Source organism: Streptomyces bathyalis (assembly GCF_015910445.1).
Lineage (GTDB): Bacteria > Actinomycetota > Actinomycetes > Streptomycetales > Streptomycetaceae > Streptomyces > Streptomyces bathyalis.
In genome coordinates this window covers 6,183,165-6,201,304 of record NZ_CP048882.1, presented here as the reverse complement: position 1 = coordinate 6,201,304, position 18,140 = coordinate 6,183,165, and the positions used below count along the sequence as shown (strand labels likewise).

Genomic DNA, 18,140 nt, shown 5'->3' with positions numbered 1-18,140 from the left:
CGTCCTCTCAGCCCGCCATCAGCGCTGTCAACGCGGCCGCCGGGTCGGTGTCCGAAGGGCCCTCCGGCCACCACTCCTCGGACCCCGCGCCGCCGGTCCTCTCGCTGCGGTACGGGTACCAGCGGCTGTCGCGGCCGTAGCGGAGCTGGAAGGTGCCGGTGGGGTCGGTGAGGCGGTTGCGCCGGATCGACATCCGAGGCAGATCGGCCGCGGCCAAGGCCCCGCGTGCACGGTCGAAGTCGCCTGCCGGCGGGTCCCAGTCGGACTCCAGCACGGACAGCCCCTCACTCCCCTGCCGCCAGGCCGCGGCTGCCCGCGCGAGGGCGGGCGCCGTATGGCCGCTCTCGCGGGCGAGCCGGGCGAACCGCGCGGAGAGGGTGCCGCGGCCGGTGAGGTCGGGGTGGGTGGCCGCCAGCCGGATCGCGTCGTGGCGCGGCGGGAGCGGTACGAGCCCCGCGTGACCGGTCGTCGTCAGTGCGGTGTGGGCCCGCCTCGCCGCGTCGGTGGCGAGGAAGGTGAGGTCCAACGGCTCAGGTGCGCCCGGTAGTTCGGGCAGCAGGGGCGGTTCGCCGGGCACGGAGGGCGGCTCGAGAGGTGCCGGCAGGGGAGGACGTACGGAGGTGGCCAGCACGTCGCGCGCCGGCACTCCGGAAGTGGCCGCATTCCGGGTGCTCTGCGCGTGGTCGAGGTCATCGTGCCCAGCGTCCACAGGGTGGTTGCCGCGTGCGTCATGGGCGTCGCGCGCGCTCGATTTCGCGTTGCGCCGGGCGAGTTCGTCGAGAAGTTCCTCCTCGTCCCGGCCGCGCAGAAGCAGCAGCACGAACGGATCGGAGTCCAGGAAACGCGCCGTCTGGTAGCACAAGGCGGCCCCGTGCTTGCAGGGACGCCCGTTGTCGGGGCAGGAGCAGGCGGGGTCCAGATCGCCGGGCCCCGGCAAGAGCCGCACCCCTGCGGCGGTGGCCGCGTCAACGAGCTCGTGCGGCATGTCCTTGTCCAACAGGGCGGCGATATGGGCGGGTTGAGCACAGACGGCGTCCAGGAACGCGTCCCATTCCGGGTCCGTCAGCACCTGCGAACGGATCACGGTGCGGTACGGACGGGGACGGCTGCCGCTGACGGGCGCAGCGATCCGGCCGGGCGTGACCGTGATCGTCCCGACGTACCCGCCGCGTGCGTATGTGCGGCCCCGCGAGAGCCGGCCCGCGTCCATCGAGGACTCCTCCAGGGCCCGCACCCATGCGTCGCCCCACCACGAGTCGGCGAAGGGCCCGCGCGCGCCCGGGCGGGGAGGCGCGGGCGGGAGGCTGCGCGTGCGCGCGACGCCGGGGCGGGCGACCCCGTGGCCGCGGCCCGCGGCGAAGCCGCCCGGCGCGGTCCCGGGCCCGGTCATACCGTCCTCCTCAGGGAGACGAGATCGGCCAGCTCCGCATCGCTCAGCTCGGACAGCGCCGCCGCCTCGCCGCCGTCGAGTACCGCGTCGGCCAACTCCCGTTTGGCGTCGAGCAGCTGAGCGATCCGCTCCTCGACCGTCCCCTCGGTGATGATGCGGTGCACCTGTACGGGCTGCGTCTGCCCGATGCGGTAGGCACGGTCGGTGGCCTGCTCCTCCACGGCAGGGTTCCACCAGCGGTCGTAGTGGATGACGTGCGCGGCGCGCGTGAGATTCAGGCCGGTGCCGGCGGCCTTCAACGACAGCAGGAACACCGGGACTTCGCCGCTCTGGAAACCGGCGACCATCTCCTCGCGCCGTGCGACGGGCGTTCCGCCGTGCAGCAACTGCGCTGGCACGCCCCGCTGTTGCAGATGGCGCTCGATGAGCCGTGCCATCTCCACGTACTGCGTGAAGACCAGGACCGCGTCGTCCTCGGCGAGGATGACCTCCAGCAGTTCGTCCAGCAGCTCCAGCTTGCCGGACCGGCCCGCGATCACGGTGCCGCCCTCGCGGCCCGGTGCCACCGCGGCCTGCTTCAGATACTGCGCCGGGTGGTTGCAGATCTGCTTGAGCGCGGTCAGCAGCTTCATCACCAGACCACGGCGAGCCATGCCCTCCGACGCCTCGATCCTGGCCATGGTCTCGCGTACGACGGCCTCGTAGAGCCCGGCCTGTTCGCGTACGAGCCCGACGGGGTGGTCCGTCTCGGTCTTCGGCGGCAGCTCGGGGGCGATGCCCGGATCGGACTTCCTGCGCCGCAGCAGGAACGGCCCGACCAGGCGCGCCAGGCGCCGCGTCGCCTCCTCGTCCTCACCGCTCTCCACGGCGCGGGCGTGCCGTGCGCGGAAGGACTTGAGCGGACCGAGCAGCCCCGGTGTGGTCCAGTCGAGGAGCGCCCACAGTTCGGAGAGGTTGTTCTCGACGGGTGTGCCGGTGAGAGCCACCCGTGCGGGAGCGGGGAGCGTCCGCAGCGCCTTGGCCGTGGCGGAGTGCGGGTTCTTCACGTGCTGCGCCTCGTCGGCGACGACCAACCCCCAGCGCTGCGCGGCCAGTTCGGAGGCGCTGGAGCGCATCGTGCCGTAGGTGGTGAGGACGAAGCCGCCGGCGCCGGAGTCTTCCTGGACCGTCCCCGGGAGGCTGCGCTCGGAGCCGTGGAACCTGCGCACCGGCACCTCCGGCGCGAAGCGTTCGATCTCCCGTTGCCAGTTGCCCAGGAGCGAGGCCGGGCAGACGACGAGGGTGGGCGCCCGCGAACCCGACCGCGCGCGGTGCAGGTGGAGCGCGATGAGCGTGACGGTCTTGCCGAGCCCCATGTCGTCGGCGAGACAGCCGCCCAGGCCGAGGGACGTCATCAGGTCGAGCCAGGCCAGACCCCGCAGTTGGTAGTCGCGGAGGGTGGCATGCAAGCCTTCCGGCTGGGCGAGCGGGGGTGGTTCGGCGCGCAGGCGTGCGCGCAGCTTCGCCAGGGAGCCGACCGGGACGGCCTCGACGCTCTCCCCGTCGACCTCCGCGGAACCGGTGAGCGCGGCGGACAGGGCGTCGGCGGGTTCCAGCAGGCCCAGGTTGCGCTTGCGCGCCTTGCGTACGAGCCCGGGGTCGACCAGCACCCACTGGCCGCGCAGCCGTACGACAGGCCGGTGGGCCTCGGCCAGCGCATCCATCTCGGCCTCGCTGAGCTGCTGGCCGCTGAGCGCCAACTGCCAGCGGAACTGGAGCAGTTCGTCCGCCTCGAAGAAGCCGAATCCGTCCGAGGCCGTGCCGGGGGCGGGACGGATCACGGCGGTCGCGGTCAGTTCACGTGCCACCTCGCGCGGCCAGTGCACCGCGACGCCGGCGGCCGCGAGCCGCGTGGCGGCTCTGCCGAGCAGGTCGCTCACCTCGTCCTCCGACAGCGGCAGCACGTCAGGGACGGGACGCTCCAGCAGCCGTCCGAGCGGCGGCCACACGCGGGAGGCGCGGCGCAGCCCGAGCAGGGTGTCGATGCGGGCGCGCGGGCCGAAGTGGTCGGCTCCCGCCCAGAGTTGGGCCGCGTCCGCGACGAGCACGGGATCGGCAAGGCTGTGCACCTGCACGACGGCCGCCGAACCCCTGCGGACCCGGTCACCGCCGGATTCGCTGCCCGATTCACCGCCCGCGCCTTCCTCGTCCGGGCCCCTGTCGAACAGGTCGTGGGCCGCGAGGTCGAGGCGGAGGGAGATCCGCACGCCCACATCCATGCCTGCCGCGACCTCCGCGGCCCACTCGCGCGCTCCCGGGAGGCGCTGCGGCTCGGACGCGGCAAAGGGAGCGCCCACGGCGTGCGGCGCCGCCGGGGTGCGGGGCAGGGTGTCGGCAACGGCGTCGAGGAAGGACCGCAGCAGGGCCTCCGGTGCGGGCAGACGCAGCGGCCCGCCGCTGCCGGGCACGGGTACCGCGTGCGCTTCGGCCGGCATGGCAGCCGCGATCGCCCGCACATGCTCGACGTCCTGCGCCTCCAGGGGCCCTGCCCGCCATGCGTCGGTGTCCCCGCTGCCGAGGCCGGGCAGCAGACGCCCCCGCGCGACGAGGTGCAGGGCGTGCAGTGCGGCGGCTCCCCAGCAGGCGGCAGCCGGGTGTGCTCCCGGATCCTGGCGTGCGCCCACGAGCATGGGCAGCGCGTCGCCCACACCCACGCTGAGAGCCGCGACCGTACGGGCACGGGCACCCTTTCCATGGCGCCGCGCGACCGTCAGCTCCGCCGGCACCGCGCCCGGGATCCCGCATTCACCGGGCGCCGGCAGCTCCGCACCGTCCGGGTGCCAGAAGGCGACCCTGCCCGTGCGCGACGGCTCCCCCGGCAGAAAGACCGCGGCGCACCGCGCGAGCCCGTCCCTCGGGGGCACTGCCATCCGCGCCACCGCTTCCGCTTCTCGTACTGCAGGGACCGTGCGCTCCCCGGCGACGCACGGTCCCCACTCGAACGCGCACGAGTCTAAGGCCGGCCACTGACAACGCCCTCGTGGTTTTCCGTCCACCGGCCTCCGTCCGGAAATCGGCGCGCGGCGTCACATACCGCGTTGATACGTTCACGCCATGTCGGAAAACGCCGGATCGGACCGGACCATGCTGGTGACAGCGGAGGACGTGCACGAGGCGGTGCGGCTGGCCGTGGCCGCCCTGAGCGCAGGGGCGGAGGCGGACTGGAGCGTCAAGGCCGGGTCCCTGGAGTGGGACTGCTGGGACACCGTCGAGCACCTCAGCGACGACCTGTTCACCTACGCCACTCAACTCACGCCCGACAACCCTCCGTTGACGGACGGCATCCCCTTCTATTTCGCGCCGCGGCAGCCGGGAGGCCCCAGCAACACGATCTTCGCGGACCGGGACGCGGGGACGGCGGGACTGCTGCGGGTCCTGGAGGCCAGCGGCGCACTGCTGGTGGCCATGGTGCGCACTGTGCCGCCGGACCTGCGCGCCTGGCATCCGTACGGCGTCGCCGACGCGGGAGGCTTCGCGGCGATGGGAGTCGTGGAGACCCTGGTCCACGTGTACGACGTCGCCGAGGGCCTCGGCATCGGCTGGGAGCCGCCGCAGGACCTGTGCTGCCGCGTGCTCACCAGGCTCTTTCCCGACGTGCAGGTCGACGCCGACCCCTGGCAGGCACTGCTGTGGGCCACCGGTCGTACCGCTCTCCCGGGCCACCCACGCCGCACATCGTGGCGCTGGTCCGGCAGTCCCGACGCACAGCAGGTCACGGCGCCGGCAGCGGGCTGATCCGGAGACGGATGGTGGCAGGAGGCGGCATCATGGGTGCGATGCCATCAACAGCACCCCTCCTCCTGCTCGATGTCGACGGTCCGCTCAATCCGTTCGCCACCCGGCTGCGCCGGCGGCCGCGCGGCTACACGACGCACCGCTTCAAGCCGGCCGACTGGGTGCGCCGCAACGCCCCTCTTCCCGAGGAGGAGGTCAAGTCGCTGCGCGTGTGGCTCAGGGCCGCGCACGGACCCCAACTGAGTGCGCTGCCCTACGAGTTGGTGTGGGCGACCACGTGGATGCACGACGCCAACACACACATCGCCCCGGTCCTGGGTCTGCCCCGACTACCCGTGATCGAGTGGGCGGAGCTGTTCACACCGGGGCCGGACGGCACGCACTGGAAGGCGCGGCACATTGTCGAGTGGGCGAGGGGACGCCCGTTCGCGTGGGTCGACGACGGCATCACCGACCACGACAAGCGCTATGTCACCGCGCATCACGACGGTCCGGCGCTGCTGCACTGGGTCAGCCCCCGGCGCGGGCTGCGCCCCAAGGACTTCGCGACGCTGCGCACTTGGGCCGAGCGGGAGGCCGGGAACGCCTCGTAGCGCAGGGAAACACAAATCACAACGCCCCTACGGGGGAAGCCAGTTGCAGGGCACGCCCGGCCCCGGAGCCCGGTCCGGGGAGTCTCCGCCTGCACCGGCACTCCCGAAGCTCCACCGGCGGTGCCGTCCGCCCGGCATTCGAGCCGGCGGGCAGTACACCCCTGGCCGGAGAGTGTCAGGAAGAGCGCGGAGGGTCGAAGTCCGCGGCCTCGACGAAGTCCGGCCGCGGATCCAGGGCCGCGGCCAGCCGGAAGTGGCGCCGTGCCTCGTCCTTGCGGTCCGCGCGCTGAAGCGTACGGGCGAGTGCGAAATGCGCGAACGCGTTGTCCGGCTCGCGTTCCAGTACGGTCTGGAACTCCATCTCCGCAGGGCGCAGTTGGGCTCCGAGAAAGAACGCACGGGCGCGCAGCAACCGCGCGGCCGTGTTCTCCGGGTGCGCTGCGATGACCGTGTCGAGCAGCTTCAGGGCGCCACGCGGGTCGCGCGCATTGATCAGCTGCTCGGCAGCGCGGAACTCGATGACCAGGGTCTCAGGAGTGGCCTCGGACACGGTGGCTGCCTCCTCACCGGGGCCGGTGTGAAAGTTACGGTGCACAGGCGCGGAACGCCTCATCCCCTGTAGCTATTCCCAGTCGCAACCACTGGCACTCCGCTCCCACTGGAGCGGGCTACGCCCCGTCGCGCGCCGCTACGCCCGCCGGCGCAGCTCCTCCCACACCTCTCGCACCCGCGTCTCCAGCTCCTCCAGCGAGCCGTCGTTGCGGATCACGATGTCGGCCAGCGCCAGTCGCTCCTCGCGTGTGGCCTGCGCCGCCATTCGGGCGGTGGCCTCTTCCTCGGTCATGCCGCGCTGCCGCACGAGCCGGTCGAGCTGGGTCTCCGGCGAGGCATCGACGACGAGGACCAGGTCGTAGAGCGGGGCGAGCCCGTTCTCGGCGAGGAGCGGCACGTCGTGGACGATCACGCCGCCGCCACCGTCCTCCGGAGAGCCGGCCCCTGCCGGCTCAGGTCGCGCTGTCGCCGCCTTCTCCGCCTCTTCTGCCTGACGCTCCAGCTCGGCGGAGCGCTCTCCCACGAGCGGGTGAATGATCGCGTTGAGCGCCGCCAGCCTGTCCGTGTCGGCGAAGACGACGGACCCGAGCTTGGGCCGGTCGAGGCTGCCGTCGGGCGTGAGGATCTCCTCCCCGAATTCCTCGACGACGGCGGCGAGCCCCGGCGTACCGGGCGCCACGACCTCCCGGGCGATCTTGTCCGCATCGACGATCATCGCCCCGTACCCGTCGAGCAGCCCGGAGACGGCGCTCTTCCCGGCTCCGATGCCACCCGTCAGTCCGACCTTCAGCATGTCGGCCACGCTATACGGTGCGCCTGAACCGGCGGCGTCCAGGCCGGGCCCGCCGGCTCAGGTCGAGCTGTCGCCGCCGCTCCCGTCGGATCCGCCCCCGCCGGCGCGGCCTGGGCCCTTCCCGCCGCCCTCACCTTCGCGCTCGGCGAGGAAGCGCTCGAAGACCGCTCCGAGCTCGTCGGCCGAGGGCAGCTCGCCGGGCTCGGCCACGAGGCTGCCCCGGGTCTCGACCCCGGCGAGTGCGTCGTACTGCTGCTCCAGGCCCCGTACGACAGCCACGAGGTCCTCGTCCCCCTCGGCGAGCTGCCGCTCGATCTCGCTCTGCGTCTTCAGCGCCTCGTTGCGCAGGGCGTGCGCCACGTCCGGTAGCACAAGGCCCGTGGCCGAGGTGATGGCCTCGATGATGACGAGGGAGGCGTCCGGGTAGGGCGACCGCGCCACGTAGTGCGGCACATGCGCGACGACCCCGAGCACGTCGTGCCCGGCCTCCGCGAGCCGCAGCTCGATCAGCCCGGCGGCGCTGCCGGGGACCTCGGCCTCCTCGAAGAGGGCCCGGTGACCCGGCACGAGATCCGTACGCGTGCCGTGCGGCGTGAGCCCCACGGGACGGGTGTGCGGGACGCCCATCGGAATGCCGTGGAAGTTGACCGAGATCCACACGCCCAGGCGTTCGGCGATCTCACCGACCGCCGCGGTGAAGGCCTCCCACTGCACGTCCGGTTCGGGCCCGGACAACAGCAGGAACGGTGCGTCGGTCGCGTCCCGTACGAGCCGCAGGTCCAGCCTTGGCGTCTCGTAGGAGACCCAGCGGTCGCGGCGGAACGTCATGGTGGGGCGGCGCGCGCGGTAGTCGACGAGCCGGTCGGCGTCGAAACGCGCTACGACGGTGCTGGGCTGAGTGTCCTTCAGACGCTCGACGATCTGCTCTCCAGCGTCGCCCGCGTCCATGTAGCCCTCGAAGTGATACAGCATCACCAGTCCGGCGCTGTCGGACTCGGCGAGGACGGCATCGACAGCCTCCAGGCCGCTCTGGTCCCACTTGTACACGCTTTGCCCACTGTGCGGTTCAAGCACTGCTGGCGCCCCTAACTAGTCGCGTTCCCATACGACAACGGTGCGTGGGCGGCGGGCATTCCTGCGGCAGGACGCGGACAGCGAAGTGGGGCCCGCCCCCGAAGGAGCAGGCCCCACTTTTCGTACTGTCAGCCTCTTCCGCCTCTCAGCGGCCGGCCTTCGGCATCAGTGCCTCAGCTCTGGCCGCCTGCGAGCTTCTCGCGGAGAGCCGCCAGCGCCTCGTCCGAGGCGAGAGCACCCGAGTCGTCGTTCGACTCCGAGGAGTACGAACCGCCGGAACCGGCACCCTGGCCACCGCCGCTGTTGCCGCCCGGCTGGGGCTGCGGGCTGCCGCCGCCTGCGCCGGCGCCCTCGGCCGCCGCCTGCTCGTCGGCCTCGCGGGACTTGATGACCTGCGCCTGGTGCTGCTCGAAGCGCTGCTGCGCCTCGGCGTACTGGCGCTCCCACTCCTCGCGCTGCTTCTCGTACCCCTCCAGCCAGTCGTTGGCCTCGGGGTCGAAGCCCTCGGGGTAGATGTAGTTGCCCTGGTCGTCGTACGACGCGGCCATGCCGTACAGCGTCGGGTCGAAGTCGACCGTGGTCGGGTCCGCACCGAAGGACTCGTTGGCCTGCTTCAGCGAGAGGCTGATGCGGCGGCGCTCGAGGTCGATGTCGATGACCTTGACGAAGATCTCGTCGTTGACCTGGACGACCTGCTCCGGAATCTCGACGTGGCGCTCGGCCAGCTCGGAGATGTGGACCAGACCCTCGATGCCCTCGTCCACGCGGACGAACGCACCGAACGGAACCAGCTTCGTGACCTTGCCGGGCACGACCTGGCCGATCTGGTGCGTGCGGGCGAACTGCTGCCACGGGTCTTCCTGCGTCGCCTTGAGCGACAGGGAGACGCGCTCGCGGTCCATGTCGACGTCCAGGACCTCGACCGTGACCTCCTGGCCGACCTCGACGACCTCGGAGGGGTGGTCGATGTGCTTCCAGGAGAGCTCGGAGACGTGGACCAGACCGTCCACACCGCCCAGGTCGACGAACGCACCGAAGTTGACGATGGACGAGACGACGCCGGAGCGCACCTGGCCCTTCTGGAGGGTGGTGAGGAAGGTCTGACGGACCTCGCTCTGCGTCTGCTCCAGCCAGGCACGGCGGGAGAGAACCACGTTGTTCCGGTTCTTGTCGAGCTCGATGATCTTGGCCTCGAGCTCCTTGCCCACATAGGGCTGCAGGTCACGGACACGCCGCATCTCGACCAGGGACGCGGGGAGGAAGCCCCGCAGACCGATGTCGAGGATGAGGCCGCCCTTGACGACCTCGATGACGGTGCCGGTGACGATGCCGTCCTCTTCCTTGATCTTCTCGATGGTGCCCCAGGCACGCTCGTACTGAGCGCGCTTCTTCGAGAGGATCAGACGCCCTTCCTTGTCCTCCTTCTGGAGCACAAGGGCTTCGATCTCGTCACCGACGGCGACAACCTCGTTGGGGTCGACGTCGTGCTTGATCGAGAGTTCGCGGGACGGGATGACGCCTTCGGTCTTGTAACCGATGTCGAGCAGGACCTCGTCCCGGTCGACCTTCACGATGACGCCGTCGACGATGTCGCCGTCGTTGAAGTACTTGATCGTCTCGTCGATCGCGGCGAGGAAGGCTTCCTCGGAACCGATGTCGTTTACCGCAACCTGCGGAGTGGTGGCGGTGGTCTCGGTGCTGCTCGTCATGTGTGAAAGGGTCTCCGGTACGGACATGAAAGTCGTAGGTCCTGCTACGCCGAGAGCCCGTTATCGCACCGCGCATGCAAGCCAGCCGGACACAGCCTTGAGAGCCACAAACCCGAGGGAATACACCACCGATGCGAGCGCGGCCTGCTCCGTCCGAGGCGCGCAGGCCCGCAGCGCAACTTGTAGCATACGGGGGCCGCTGGGCATGGTCAATGCGCGAAAGAGCACAGCTGGGGTGGAACGTCCCATAACCGGCGCGCCCGTCACAGCGTGCACCCCTTGAGGCACTGAGCGATGTCTCCGCGGCCCCCGCGGCGACAAGTCATATCCGTGAGAGTACGACGGCGGGCGCGATGATCCAAGACGACGGCGGCAGGAAAAGCACGGCGACGTACGCCGAGCCGGAGGCCGTACGCAGGCAGGCCGGCGACGCGGAGAGCAGCCGCGCCAACCGCGGATGGTGGAACCGCAACGCCGACGAGTACCAGGACGATCACGGCGCCTTCCTCGGCGACGCCCGTTTCGTGTGGTGCCCGGAGGGCCTGGACGAGGCGAAGGCCCGGCTGCTCGGCCCGTCCGGGGCGCTGCGTGAGCGGCACGTACTGGAGGTGGGTGCGGGCGCTGCGCAGTGTTCCCGGTGGCTCGCCGCGCAGGGAGCCCGTCCCGTCGCGCTCGACCTCTCCCACCGGCAGCTCCAGCACGCGCTGCGCATCGGCTGCGGTGACGGGGATGGTGCCGGCTTTCCGCTCGTGGAGGCGGACGCCCGGGCGCTGCCCTTCGCCGACGCCTCCTTCGACGCGGCCTTCTCCGCCTACGGTGCGCTGCAATTCGTCGCCGACCCCGTGCGCGTGCTGCGGGAGGTGCGGCGGGTGCTGAAGCCCGGCGGGCGGTGGGTGTTCTCCGTGACGCATCCGCTGCGCTGGACGCTGCCGGACGAGCCGGGCCCGGAAGGGCTGACGGTGCTCAGCTCCTACTTCGACCGGACCCCCTACGTCGAGGAGGACGAGAAGGGGCGCGCGGTCTACGTCGAGCACCACCGCACGCTCGGCGACCGGGTGCGCGATCTGGTGGGTGCGGGGTTCCGGCTGCTGGACGTCGTCGAGCCTGAGTGGCCCGACTGGAACACGCAGGAGTGGGGCGGCTGGTCCCCGCTGCGCGGGCGGCTGATCCCCGGGACGGCGATCTTCGTGTGCGAGCGCGACGAGGGGCGCTGACAGGGCCCTGCGGCGGGACGTATGCGCCGGGCCGGCCGGGGCCGGCTGGCCGGGCGCTCATCCCATGCTGGTGATCCTCACGGGTTCGATGACGAAGAGGACGCGCACCTGTTCCCGCCCTCCGTACCAGGGATACGGCGCTCCGAGGTACTTCTGGGCGAGGGATTCGATGTGCTCCCTCGCGCCTTCCGTCGTCGTCCGGACGACCCGGCCGCGCACCTGGAAGTAGCGCGTGGGGTTCTCCGGATGGGCCACCGCGAGCGCCACTCGCGGGTCCCGTTCGATGTTCCGGGTCTTCACGAACCCCTGCACGCTGTTGACGAGGACGTGCTCGCCGTCGGTGTCGACCCAGGTCTGGGTCACTTGCGGCGAACCGTCGGGCATCAGCGTCGTCAGATAGCAGGTACTGGGCCCGCGCAGAAGGGTGAGCAGTTCCTCGTCGAGCTCCATCGCGCCCTCCGGGCGCGGAACGCGGACCGGCGCTCCGCCTCCTGCGTTCCGCTCCACGTCTCTCTCGTGCCTGGACCGTGGACCGGACAGTACGCGGCCGGCGCCGGCCTGATCGCACACGACCGGCCGGGACGGTGCATGGACGCCTGCTCACGCGCCCCTGATCGCACGGCCCGTCAGGCCGCACACAGCAGGCTGCCTTAGAGGGGCGGCAAGCTGGCGACGGTGACCGGCGTCGTCACCGGCAGGCGCCAACTACTTTTCGGTGACCGTGAGTTCGATGTCGGACGTCGAGCCGTCGTCGGTGGTGAGGCGCAGGATGAAGGTGCCGGTGTGGCCGTCGGTGTGGATGGCCGGGAGGTCGAGGACTCCGGCCTTGGCGAGTACGCCCGTCGTCTCGGTGACGGAACGGTCCTCGTTGCCGAAGAGGTCCGTGAAGTAGGGCCCCTTGGTGTTCTCCTTGCCGTTCTTGTCAACCATCGTGGCGGTGACGGGAACACCGCCGGCCGCCTCCTTCTCATGCTTGAGATCGACCTTGAAGTCGGTGAACTCCGAATCCACCGGGGCCTTCAGCGGACCCTCGTGGTCGACGGCGAAGGTGTACTTCGGCTTGACCTCGGCCTTCACCGTGGTGGACGGATCGTTGCCGGCCACCTTGGTGGTGGCGGTGATGGTGAAGTTGCCCGCCTGCTCGCCGGCATCGATGAGAGGAGCGGTGGCGAGGCCGTTCGGCATCGTGGTGGCCGTGGCCTTCCTCGAATCGCCGGGGAAGCGGGCGCCGGTGTCGCCCTTGATCGTGTACTGGACGCGGACGCCCTTGACCGCCTTGCCGGCCTTGCTGACGGCCCTTACGCGCACGCGGTCGTCGAAGTTCTCACCGGTGTAGGCGGACAGTTGGCCCGGGAGGACCGGCTTCAGGGCCGTGGGCGTGACCGGAGCCGGCGAGTCGTTCCCGCCGTCGCCCTTGCCGGGCTTGTCCGACCCGGAGCCGCCTCCGTGCGAACCCTTGCCGTTGCCCTTCCCCTTGCCGGCACTGTCCGCGCCACCGGCGCCCGGTGAGGTGGGCACCGCACCCGAGCCGTCGGGAACCTTGTGGGTGCCCTTGCGGTAGAACTCGTACCAGGCCAGCACCGTACGCAGGTAGTCCTGGGAGTTGTTGTAGCTGAGGATCGAGCGGTGCAGGCCGGCCTTGGAGGTCAAGTCCCGTTCGCCCGCGCAGAGATACCCGGCGGCGGCGAGCGCGGCGTCGTGGACGTTGCCCGGGTCGCGGTTGCCGTCGCCGTTGCCGTCGGTGCCCCAGCGGGACCACGTCGAGGGTATGAACTGCATGGGCCCGACGGCGCGGTCGAAGCGCCGGTCGCCGTCGAGGCGGCCCCGGTCGGTGTCGTGGATGCGGGCGAAGCCCGATCCGTTCAGCACCGGGCCCAGGATCGGCCGGAGGGTCGTGCCGTCCTTGTCGACCGCTCCACCGCGAGCCTGCCCGGACTCGACCTTGCCGATGGCGGCGAGCAGTTCCCAGCGCAACCCGCAGGCGGGGTCGGAGGCGTTGATGGAGCTGACGGCCTTCTTGTAGGCGGCGAGCAGCGACGCCGGGATTCCGGACTCGGAGGGCTTGTCGAGTGCGCTGCGGGGCGGGGCGGGCGATTCGAGGGGCGGCAGCTCCGTGTGGTACGAGTCGTCGCCCGGTGCGCGGTCGGGCTGCTGCGCCTCGTCCGGACGCTCCTTGCCCGGATCCACAAGGTGGTTCACGTCCGAACCCGGCGCCTGCGACGCGGTCAGGGCAGCCATCGTCGCGGCGGCGATGGCCGTACCGGTCACCCCTCGGCGGATCTTCCTGCCGCCGCGAATACCGCCATACAGCGCCATGTGCCGGACTCCCCTGCTCTCCGCTGCGGTCGCCAACAGGGGCGACACTACGGCAACTCCCCTGTTACGTCTGCGGGTCGGGGGCATTGGCCGCGGGGCGGGGAAGGGCTCAGTGGGCGGCCGATTCCCAGTCGTCGCCGACGCCGACCGAGACATCCAGCGGCGCACGCAGCTGGACCGCGTCGGCCATCTCCCGGCACACGAGTTCCTCGACGGCGTCGCGTTCTCCGGGGGCCACTTCGAGCACGATCTCGTCGTGCACCTGGAGCAGCATCCGTGAGCGCAGCTTCTCCTTGTGCAGTGCGGAGTCCACGCGCAGCATCGCCAGCTTGACGATGTCCGCCGCCGTGCCCTGGATCGGTGCGTTGAGCGCCATCCGCTCCGCCATGTCGCGGCGTTGGCGGTTGTCGCTGTTGAGGTCGGGGAGGTAGCGGCGGCGGCCCATGATGGTCTCGGTGTAGCCGGTCGCGCGCGCCTCGGAGACCGCCCGGTGGAGGAAGTCGCGCACTCCGCCGAACCGTTCGAAGTAGTCGTCCATCAACGTGCGGGCCTCGTCGGGCGTGATGCCCAGCTGCTGGGAGAGGCCGAACGCCGAGAGCCCGTAGGCCAGACCGTAGGACATGGCCTTGATCTTGCGGCGCATCTCGGCGTCGACCTGGTTCTCGGTGACGTCGAAGACCTGCGAGGCGACGGTCGTGTGCAGATTCTCCCCGGAGGTGATGGCCTCGATGAGCTTCTCGTCGTCGGACATGTGGGCCATCACGCGCAGTTCGATCTGGCTGTAGTCCGCGGTCATCAGGCTCTCGTAGCCCTCACCGACGCGGAAGGCGCGGCGGATGGCGCGGCCCTCGTCCGTACGGATGGGCACGTTCTGCAAGTTGGGGTCGGTGGAGGAGAGTCGGCCGGTGGCGGCAACGGTCTGGCTGAAGCTGGTGTGGATGCGGCCGTCGGCGGCGATCGTCTTGATCAGGCCCTCGACGGTGGTGCGCAGCTTCTGCTGCTCGCGGTAGCGCAGCATCAGCACCGGCAGCTCGTGCTCCGTCTGCGTCGCGAGCCAGGTCAGCGCGTCGGCGTCCGTCGTCCAGCCCGTCTTCGTCTTCTTCGTCTTGGGCAGGCCCAACTCGCCGAAGAGCACCTCCTGGAGCTGCTTGGGCGAACCGAGGTTGAACTCGTGCCCGACGGCGGCGTGTGCGTCCTTCACGGCCTGCTGGGCGGCGTCCGCGAACTGCTGCTCAAGACCCGTCAGCCACTCACGGTCGGCGCAGATGCCGGCGCGCTCCATTCGTGCCAGCACGGCCGAGGTGGGCAGCTCCAGATCGCGCAGCAGATCGGCGGCCCCGACCTGAGCGAGCCTCTCCTCGAAGACCTCGCCGAGGTCGAGGATCGTGCGCGCCTTGACCATCAGCGCCTGCGCCTCGGCCTGTTCGTCCACGCCGAAGGCCAGCTGCCCGCCGCCGGCGTCGGCGGGGCCGAGCTCGCGGCCGAGGTATTCCACCGACAGCGCGTCCATGTCGAAGGATCGGCGGCCGGGCTTGTCGAGATACGCGGCCAGGGCCGTGTCCTGGGTGACTCCGGCGACGTTCCATCCGTGCTCGGCGAAGACACGCATGATCGCCTTGGCGTCGTGGACGACCTTCGGGTGTGCGGCATCGGCGATCCACGAGGCGAAGGCCCTCTCCTCCGCCTCATCCAGCCGGGCCGGGTCGAACCAGGCCGCGGGCCCGTCCGCGGCGGCGAGAGCGATCTCGCTGACGCTGCCCGTGCCCAGCTTCCACACATCCACGGTGGCCAGGCCGAGGGTGCCGCCCGCGTGCTCGTCAAGCCAGCCCACCAGCTCGCCGGGGGCCAGCACGCTGCCTTCGATCTCCACGCCCTCAACGGACGGGGCGGCCTCTTCCTCCTGCGCGCCCGGATCGACCGCGAACAGCCGCTCGCGGAAGTTGAGATGACGGAACTCCAGGGCGTCCAGCACGACGTTCAGCGTGTCCCGGTCGTAGGCGACACGCTCCAGGTCCTCCGGACGGCAGCTCAGTTCGACGTCGCTCACGAGCTGCGTGAGATGACGGTTGAGCGTGACCGACTCCAGGTGCGCCCGCAGATTCTCCCCGGCCTTGCCCTTCACCTCGTCCGCCCGGCGGGCCAGCTCGGCGAAGGAGCCGAACTGAGTGATCCACTTGGTGGCCGTCTTCTCGCCGACGCCGGGAATGCCGGGGAGGTTGTCGGACGGGTCGCCGCGCAGCGCCGCGAAGTCCGGGTACTGCTCAGGCGTCAGACCGTACTTCTCGAAGACCTTCTCGGGCGTGAAGCGCGTCAGCTCCGAGACGCCCTTCGTCGGGTAGAGGACCGTGACGTCGTCGCTGACGAGCTGAAGGGCGTCCCGGTCGCCGGTGACGATGGAGACCTTGAAGCCCTCGGCCGTCGCCTGTTTGGTCAGCGTCGCGATGACGTCGTCGGCCTCGAAGCCCTCCACGGCGAAGCGGCGCACCCGCATCGCGTCGAGGAGCTCCCCGATCAGCTCGACCTGGCCCTTGAACTCGTCCGGGGCCTTGGAGCGGTTCGCCTTGTACTCCGCGAACTCGGCCGAGCGCCACGTCTTGCGGGAGACGTCGAACGCGACCGCGAAGTGCGTGGGCTCCTCGTCGCGCAGGGTGTTGGACAGCATCGAGGTGAAGCCGTAGATCGCGTTCGTCGTCTGGCCCGTGGAGGTGGAGAAATTCTCCGCGGGCAGTGCGTAGAACGCGCGGTATGCGAGCGAGTGCCCGTCCATCAGGAGCAGGCGCGGTGCGGTCTTCTTCGATGCCTTCTCAGTCACGTCCCCGATCCTCCCACGCCCCACCGACAACCCCGTCCGGACGCACACGGCGCAGCCCTCACCGGGCCGCCGCGTCCCGGGGACCGGCACCCGAGCACCGTGCGAGGACTGCGAGAGAGGACTGAAGAGGGGCCTTCGGGATGGGTCCGGGCGCACCCCGGGACGAACGTCCTGCTGACACCGGACGCCGCCGCCGACACGGGCGGCGCCCGGGGGGCAAGTCACCGGTGATCCGCGTCACTCGGGCCTGAGCGCACGCTCAGCGACCTGATAGGACGGTGCCTGACAACTGACCGCGCAGGCCTGCCGGGACGACCGCCCGGACGGGCACACCGGCAGGCCGGCCCCACAAGGTGATCGGAGCCGCTGCCCATGGGCGAGCACACCAGGACCACGTTCCCGCAGGAGATCCTCGACCGGTGGGCGGGATCCGGCATGGACCTGCCCGCGCTCTTCTCCGCGGGGCACCTCGGTGAGCGCATGGACCTGCGGATCCTCCACGCCTCACCCGAAAAGGTCACCGGCACGCTCCCCGTCGAGGGCAACACCCAGCCCTACGGCCTGCTCCACGGCGGTGCCTCCGCCGTACTGGCCGAGACCCTCGGCTCCGTCGGTGCGATGCTGCACTGCGGCCCGGGCAGAATCGCCGTCGGCGTCGACCTCAACTGCACGCACCACCGCGGCGTCCGCTCCGGACTGATCACGGGCACTGCCACACCCGTCCACCAGGGACGCTCCACCGCGACGTACGAGACCGTCATCACCGACGACGACGGCAAGCGCGTGTGCACCGCCCGGCTCACATGCCTGCTGCGCGACGCCGCACCGGATGCAGCCACTCTGGTCACTCCGCCGGAAGGCCGCTAGCTTCCCGCACATGGCCGGCACCGGACGCAGACGGGGAGGGGCAGCGGACACCCCTCGAAGACCCCCTGCCCCTGCTCGCAGCCGCGGTGTCCCCCCTCCGCGGCCACAGCCCCGGCAGGGGCCTCCGCGTCCACAGCCCCCGCAGGGGGACGTGCTGTACTCGGGGCGCGAGAGCACCGGCATCGCCGAACGCTGGTACGACCTCTCACCGCGGACCCGGCGCACCGCGGCCGGAGCTCTCGGACTCCTCCTGCTCGCAGGCGGTGGCTACGCGATCGCCACCCAGCCGCCCGCGGCGCAGCCGCAGCCGCAGCAGAGACAGGCGGAGCCCCGCCCGGAGCCCGACGATGCGCTGCCCTCGGCCACGTCCCGGCGCATGCCCTACCCCGCGCAGACCGCGCGCATCACCTTCGACCGCCTGGCCGTCTCCGACCGGGCCCGCCGCACCTTCTCCGTCGAGATGCACGCGGCGGCCACCGCGCCGCTGACCGTCCTCGACGTCGACCAGGGATACGAGGCCGTCCATCTGAACCTCGACGAAGGGCAACCGGTTTCCGTCTCACCCGGCCGCCCGCGGACCCTGCTCCTCAAGGCGAGAGTCACCAATTGTGACCGGGTGCCGCTCCGTGCCCGCTCACCGTTCCTCAACGTGACTCTTCGTAATGACCGTGCGCGCCAGGAGCTGAGCGTGATCCCGGGCGAGCGCTACGCGGACGCACTCACGCTCGCATTCCGGACGCTCTGCGAGCAGGACACCTCGAAGAGTGCATCCGAACCCTGAGGCGATCTGCTGATTCGCACTTCCGAAATGTGTCCGCTACACGCACGTCACAGAGCGGATCTTCCCGGACGCTCCCGTACGGACACGCTGTGGTCGGGTCTCAATAACAAGAACGTCACACCTTGCCCTGCCCCTCTGCCCCCCGCGATCCGACGGCCATAGAGTCACCGCCAGTCACCGCGCAGCCGGGTGTGCAGTGAGAACCCTGATCCGTTCCACGTTCAGGGTGCCCGGCGCGCGACACGGCCCTTCATCTCCCGAAGGC

Annotated in this window: 14 protein-coding genes; 5 read left to right on the top strand and 9 right to left on the bottom strand. The window is 70.8% G+C overall.

Features of this window, described 5'->3' with window-relative positions:
• Positions 1-7 precede the first annotated feature (7 nt).
• Both G4Z16_RS26835 and G4Z16_RS26830 read right to left on the bottom strand, forming a co-directional pair.
• A complete protein-coding gene (locus G4Z16_RS26835; protein ID WP_197353201.1) occupies positions 8-1,390 on the bottom strand; it encodes an SWIM zinc finger family protein in 1,383 nt (460 codons plus the stop codon).
• A complete protein-coding gene (locus tag G4Z16_RS26830; RefSeq protein WP_197353200.1) occupies positions 1,387-4,299 on the bottom strand; it encodes a DEAD/DEAH box helicase in 2,913 nt (970 codons plus the stop codon). The genes G4Z16_RS26835 and G4Z16_RS26830 overlap by 4 nt, the downstream gene beginning before the upstream one ends.
• 184 nt (positions 4,300-4,483) lie before the next feature.
• Between G4Z16_RS26830 and G4Z16_RS26825 the strand changes: the two genes are divergently transcribed.
• Together G4Z16_RS26825 and G4Z16_RS26820 are read left to right on the top strand one after the other, a co-directional pair.
• Positions 4,484-5,164: a maleylpyruvate isomerase N-terminal domain-containing protein gene (locus G4Z16_RS26825; protein ID WP_197353199.1), complete on the top strand. Its 681-nt coding sequence runs from the start codon at positions 4,484-4,486 to the stop codon at positions 5,162-5,164.
• Between the two features lie 41 nt (positions 5,165-5,205).
• Positions 5,206-5,757, top strand: coding sequence for an HAD domain-containing protein (locus G4Z16_RS26820; protein ID WP_197353198.1), 552 nt, complete (start codon positions 5,206-5,208; stop codon positions 5,755-5,757).
• Between the two features lie 175 nt (positions 5,758-5,932).
• On the opposite strand, the gene G4Z16_RS26815 is transcribed toward G4Z16_RS26820, so the two are convergent.
• The 4 genes from G4Z16_RS26815 to rpsA all read right to left on the bottom strand — a co-directional run bounded on the left by G4Z16_RS26815 (position 5,933) and on the right by rpsA (position 9,885).
• On the bottom strand, positions 5,933-6,307 hold the full coding sequence (locus tag G4Z16_RS26815; protein WP_028435629.1) for a tetratricopeptide repeat protein: 375 nt from the start codon (positions 6,305-6,307) through the stop codon (positions 5,933-5,935).
• Positions 6,308-6,445: 138 nt separating this feature from the next.
• Complete coding sequence (gene coaE, locus G4Z16_RS26810; RefSeq protein WP_197353196.1) at positions 6,446-7,102, bottom strand: dephospho-CoA kinase; 657 nt, start codon at positions 7,100-7,102, stop codon at positions 6,446-6,448.
• 57 nt (positions 7,103-7,159) lie between these two features.
• Entirely contained in the window at positions 7,160-8,149 is a 990-nt protein-coding gene (locus G4Z16_RS26805) for a proteasome assembly chaperone family protein (RefSeq protein ID WP_197353195.1), read from the bottom strand.
• Positions 8,150-8,349: 200 nt separating this feature from the next.
• Complete coding sequence (gene rpsA, locus G4Z16_RS26800; protein ID WP_197353194.1) at positions 8,350-9,885, bottom strand: 30S ribosomal protein S1; 1,536 nt, start codon at positions 9,883-9,885, stop codon at positions 8,350-8,352.
• 353 nt (positions 9,886-10,238) lie between these two features.
• On the opposite strand from rpsA, the gene G4Z16_RS26795 reads away from it, so the two are divergent.
• A complete protein-coding gene (locus tag G4Z16_RS26795) occupies positions 10,239-11,099 on the top strand; it encodes a class I SAM-dependent methyltransferase (RefSeq protein ID WP_197353193.1) in 861 nt (286 codons plus the stop codon).
• A gap of 57 nt (positions 11,100-11,156) precedes the next feature.
• Here G4Z16_RS26795 and G4Z16_RS26790 read toward each other — a convergent pair whose 3' ends face one another.
• The 3 genes from G4Z16_RS26790 to polA all read right to left on the bottom strand — a co-directional run bounded on the left by G4Z16_RS26790 (position 11,157) and on the right by polA (position 16,182).
• Complete coding sequence (locus tag G4Z16_RS26790; protein WP_197353192.1) at positions 11,157-11,549, bottom strand: TIGR03618 family F420-dependent PPOX class oxidoreductase; 393 nt, start codon at positions 11,547-11,549, stop codon at positions 11,157-11,159.
• A gap of 255 nt (positions 11,550-11,804) precedes the next feature.
• Positions 11,805-13,415, bottom strand: coding sequence for a lytic transglycosylase domain-containing protein (locus G4Z16_RS26785; RefSeq protein ID WP_246531089.1), 1,611 nt, complete (start codon positions 13,413-13,415; stop codon positions 11,805-11,807).
• A gap of 109 nt (positions 13,416-13,524) precedes the next feature.
• Positions 13,525-16,182, bottom strand: coding sequence for a DNA polymerase I (gene polA, locus G4Z16_RS26780; protein ID WP_197354939.1), 2,658 nt, complete (start codon positions 16,180-16,182; stop codon positions 13,525-13,527).
• Between the two features lie 417 nt (positions 16,183-16,599).
• On the opposite strand from polA, the gene G4Z16_RS26775 reads away from it, so the two are divergent.
• Both G4Z16_RS26775 and G4Z16_RS26770 read left to right on the top strand, forming a co-directional pair.
• Positions 16,600-17,094, top strand: a complete 495-nt coding sequence (locus tag G4Z16_RS26775) for a PaaI family thioesterase (protein WP_197353191.1) — start codon at positions 16,600-16,602, stop codon at positions 17,092-17,094.
• A gap of 151 nt (positions 17,095-17,245) precedes the next feature.
• Positions 17,246-17,875, top strand: coding sequence for a hypothetical protein (locus tag G4Z16_RS26770; protein WP_197353190.1), 630 nt, complete (start codon positions 17,246-17,248; stop codon positions 17,873-17,875).
• Positions 17,876-18,140 lie beyond the last annotated feature (265 nt).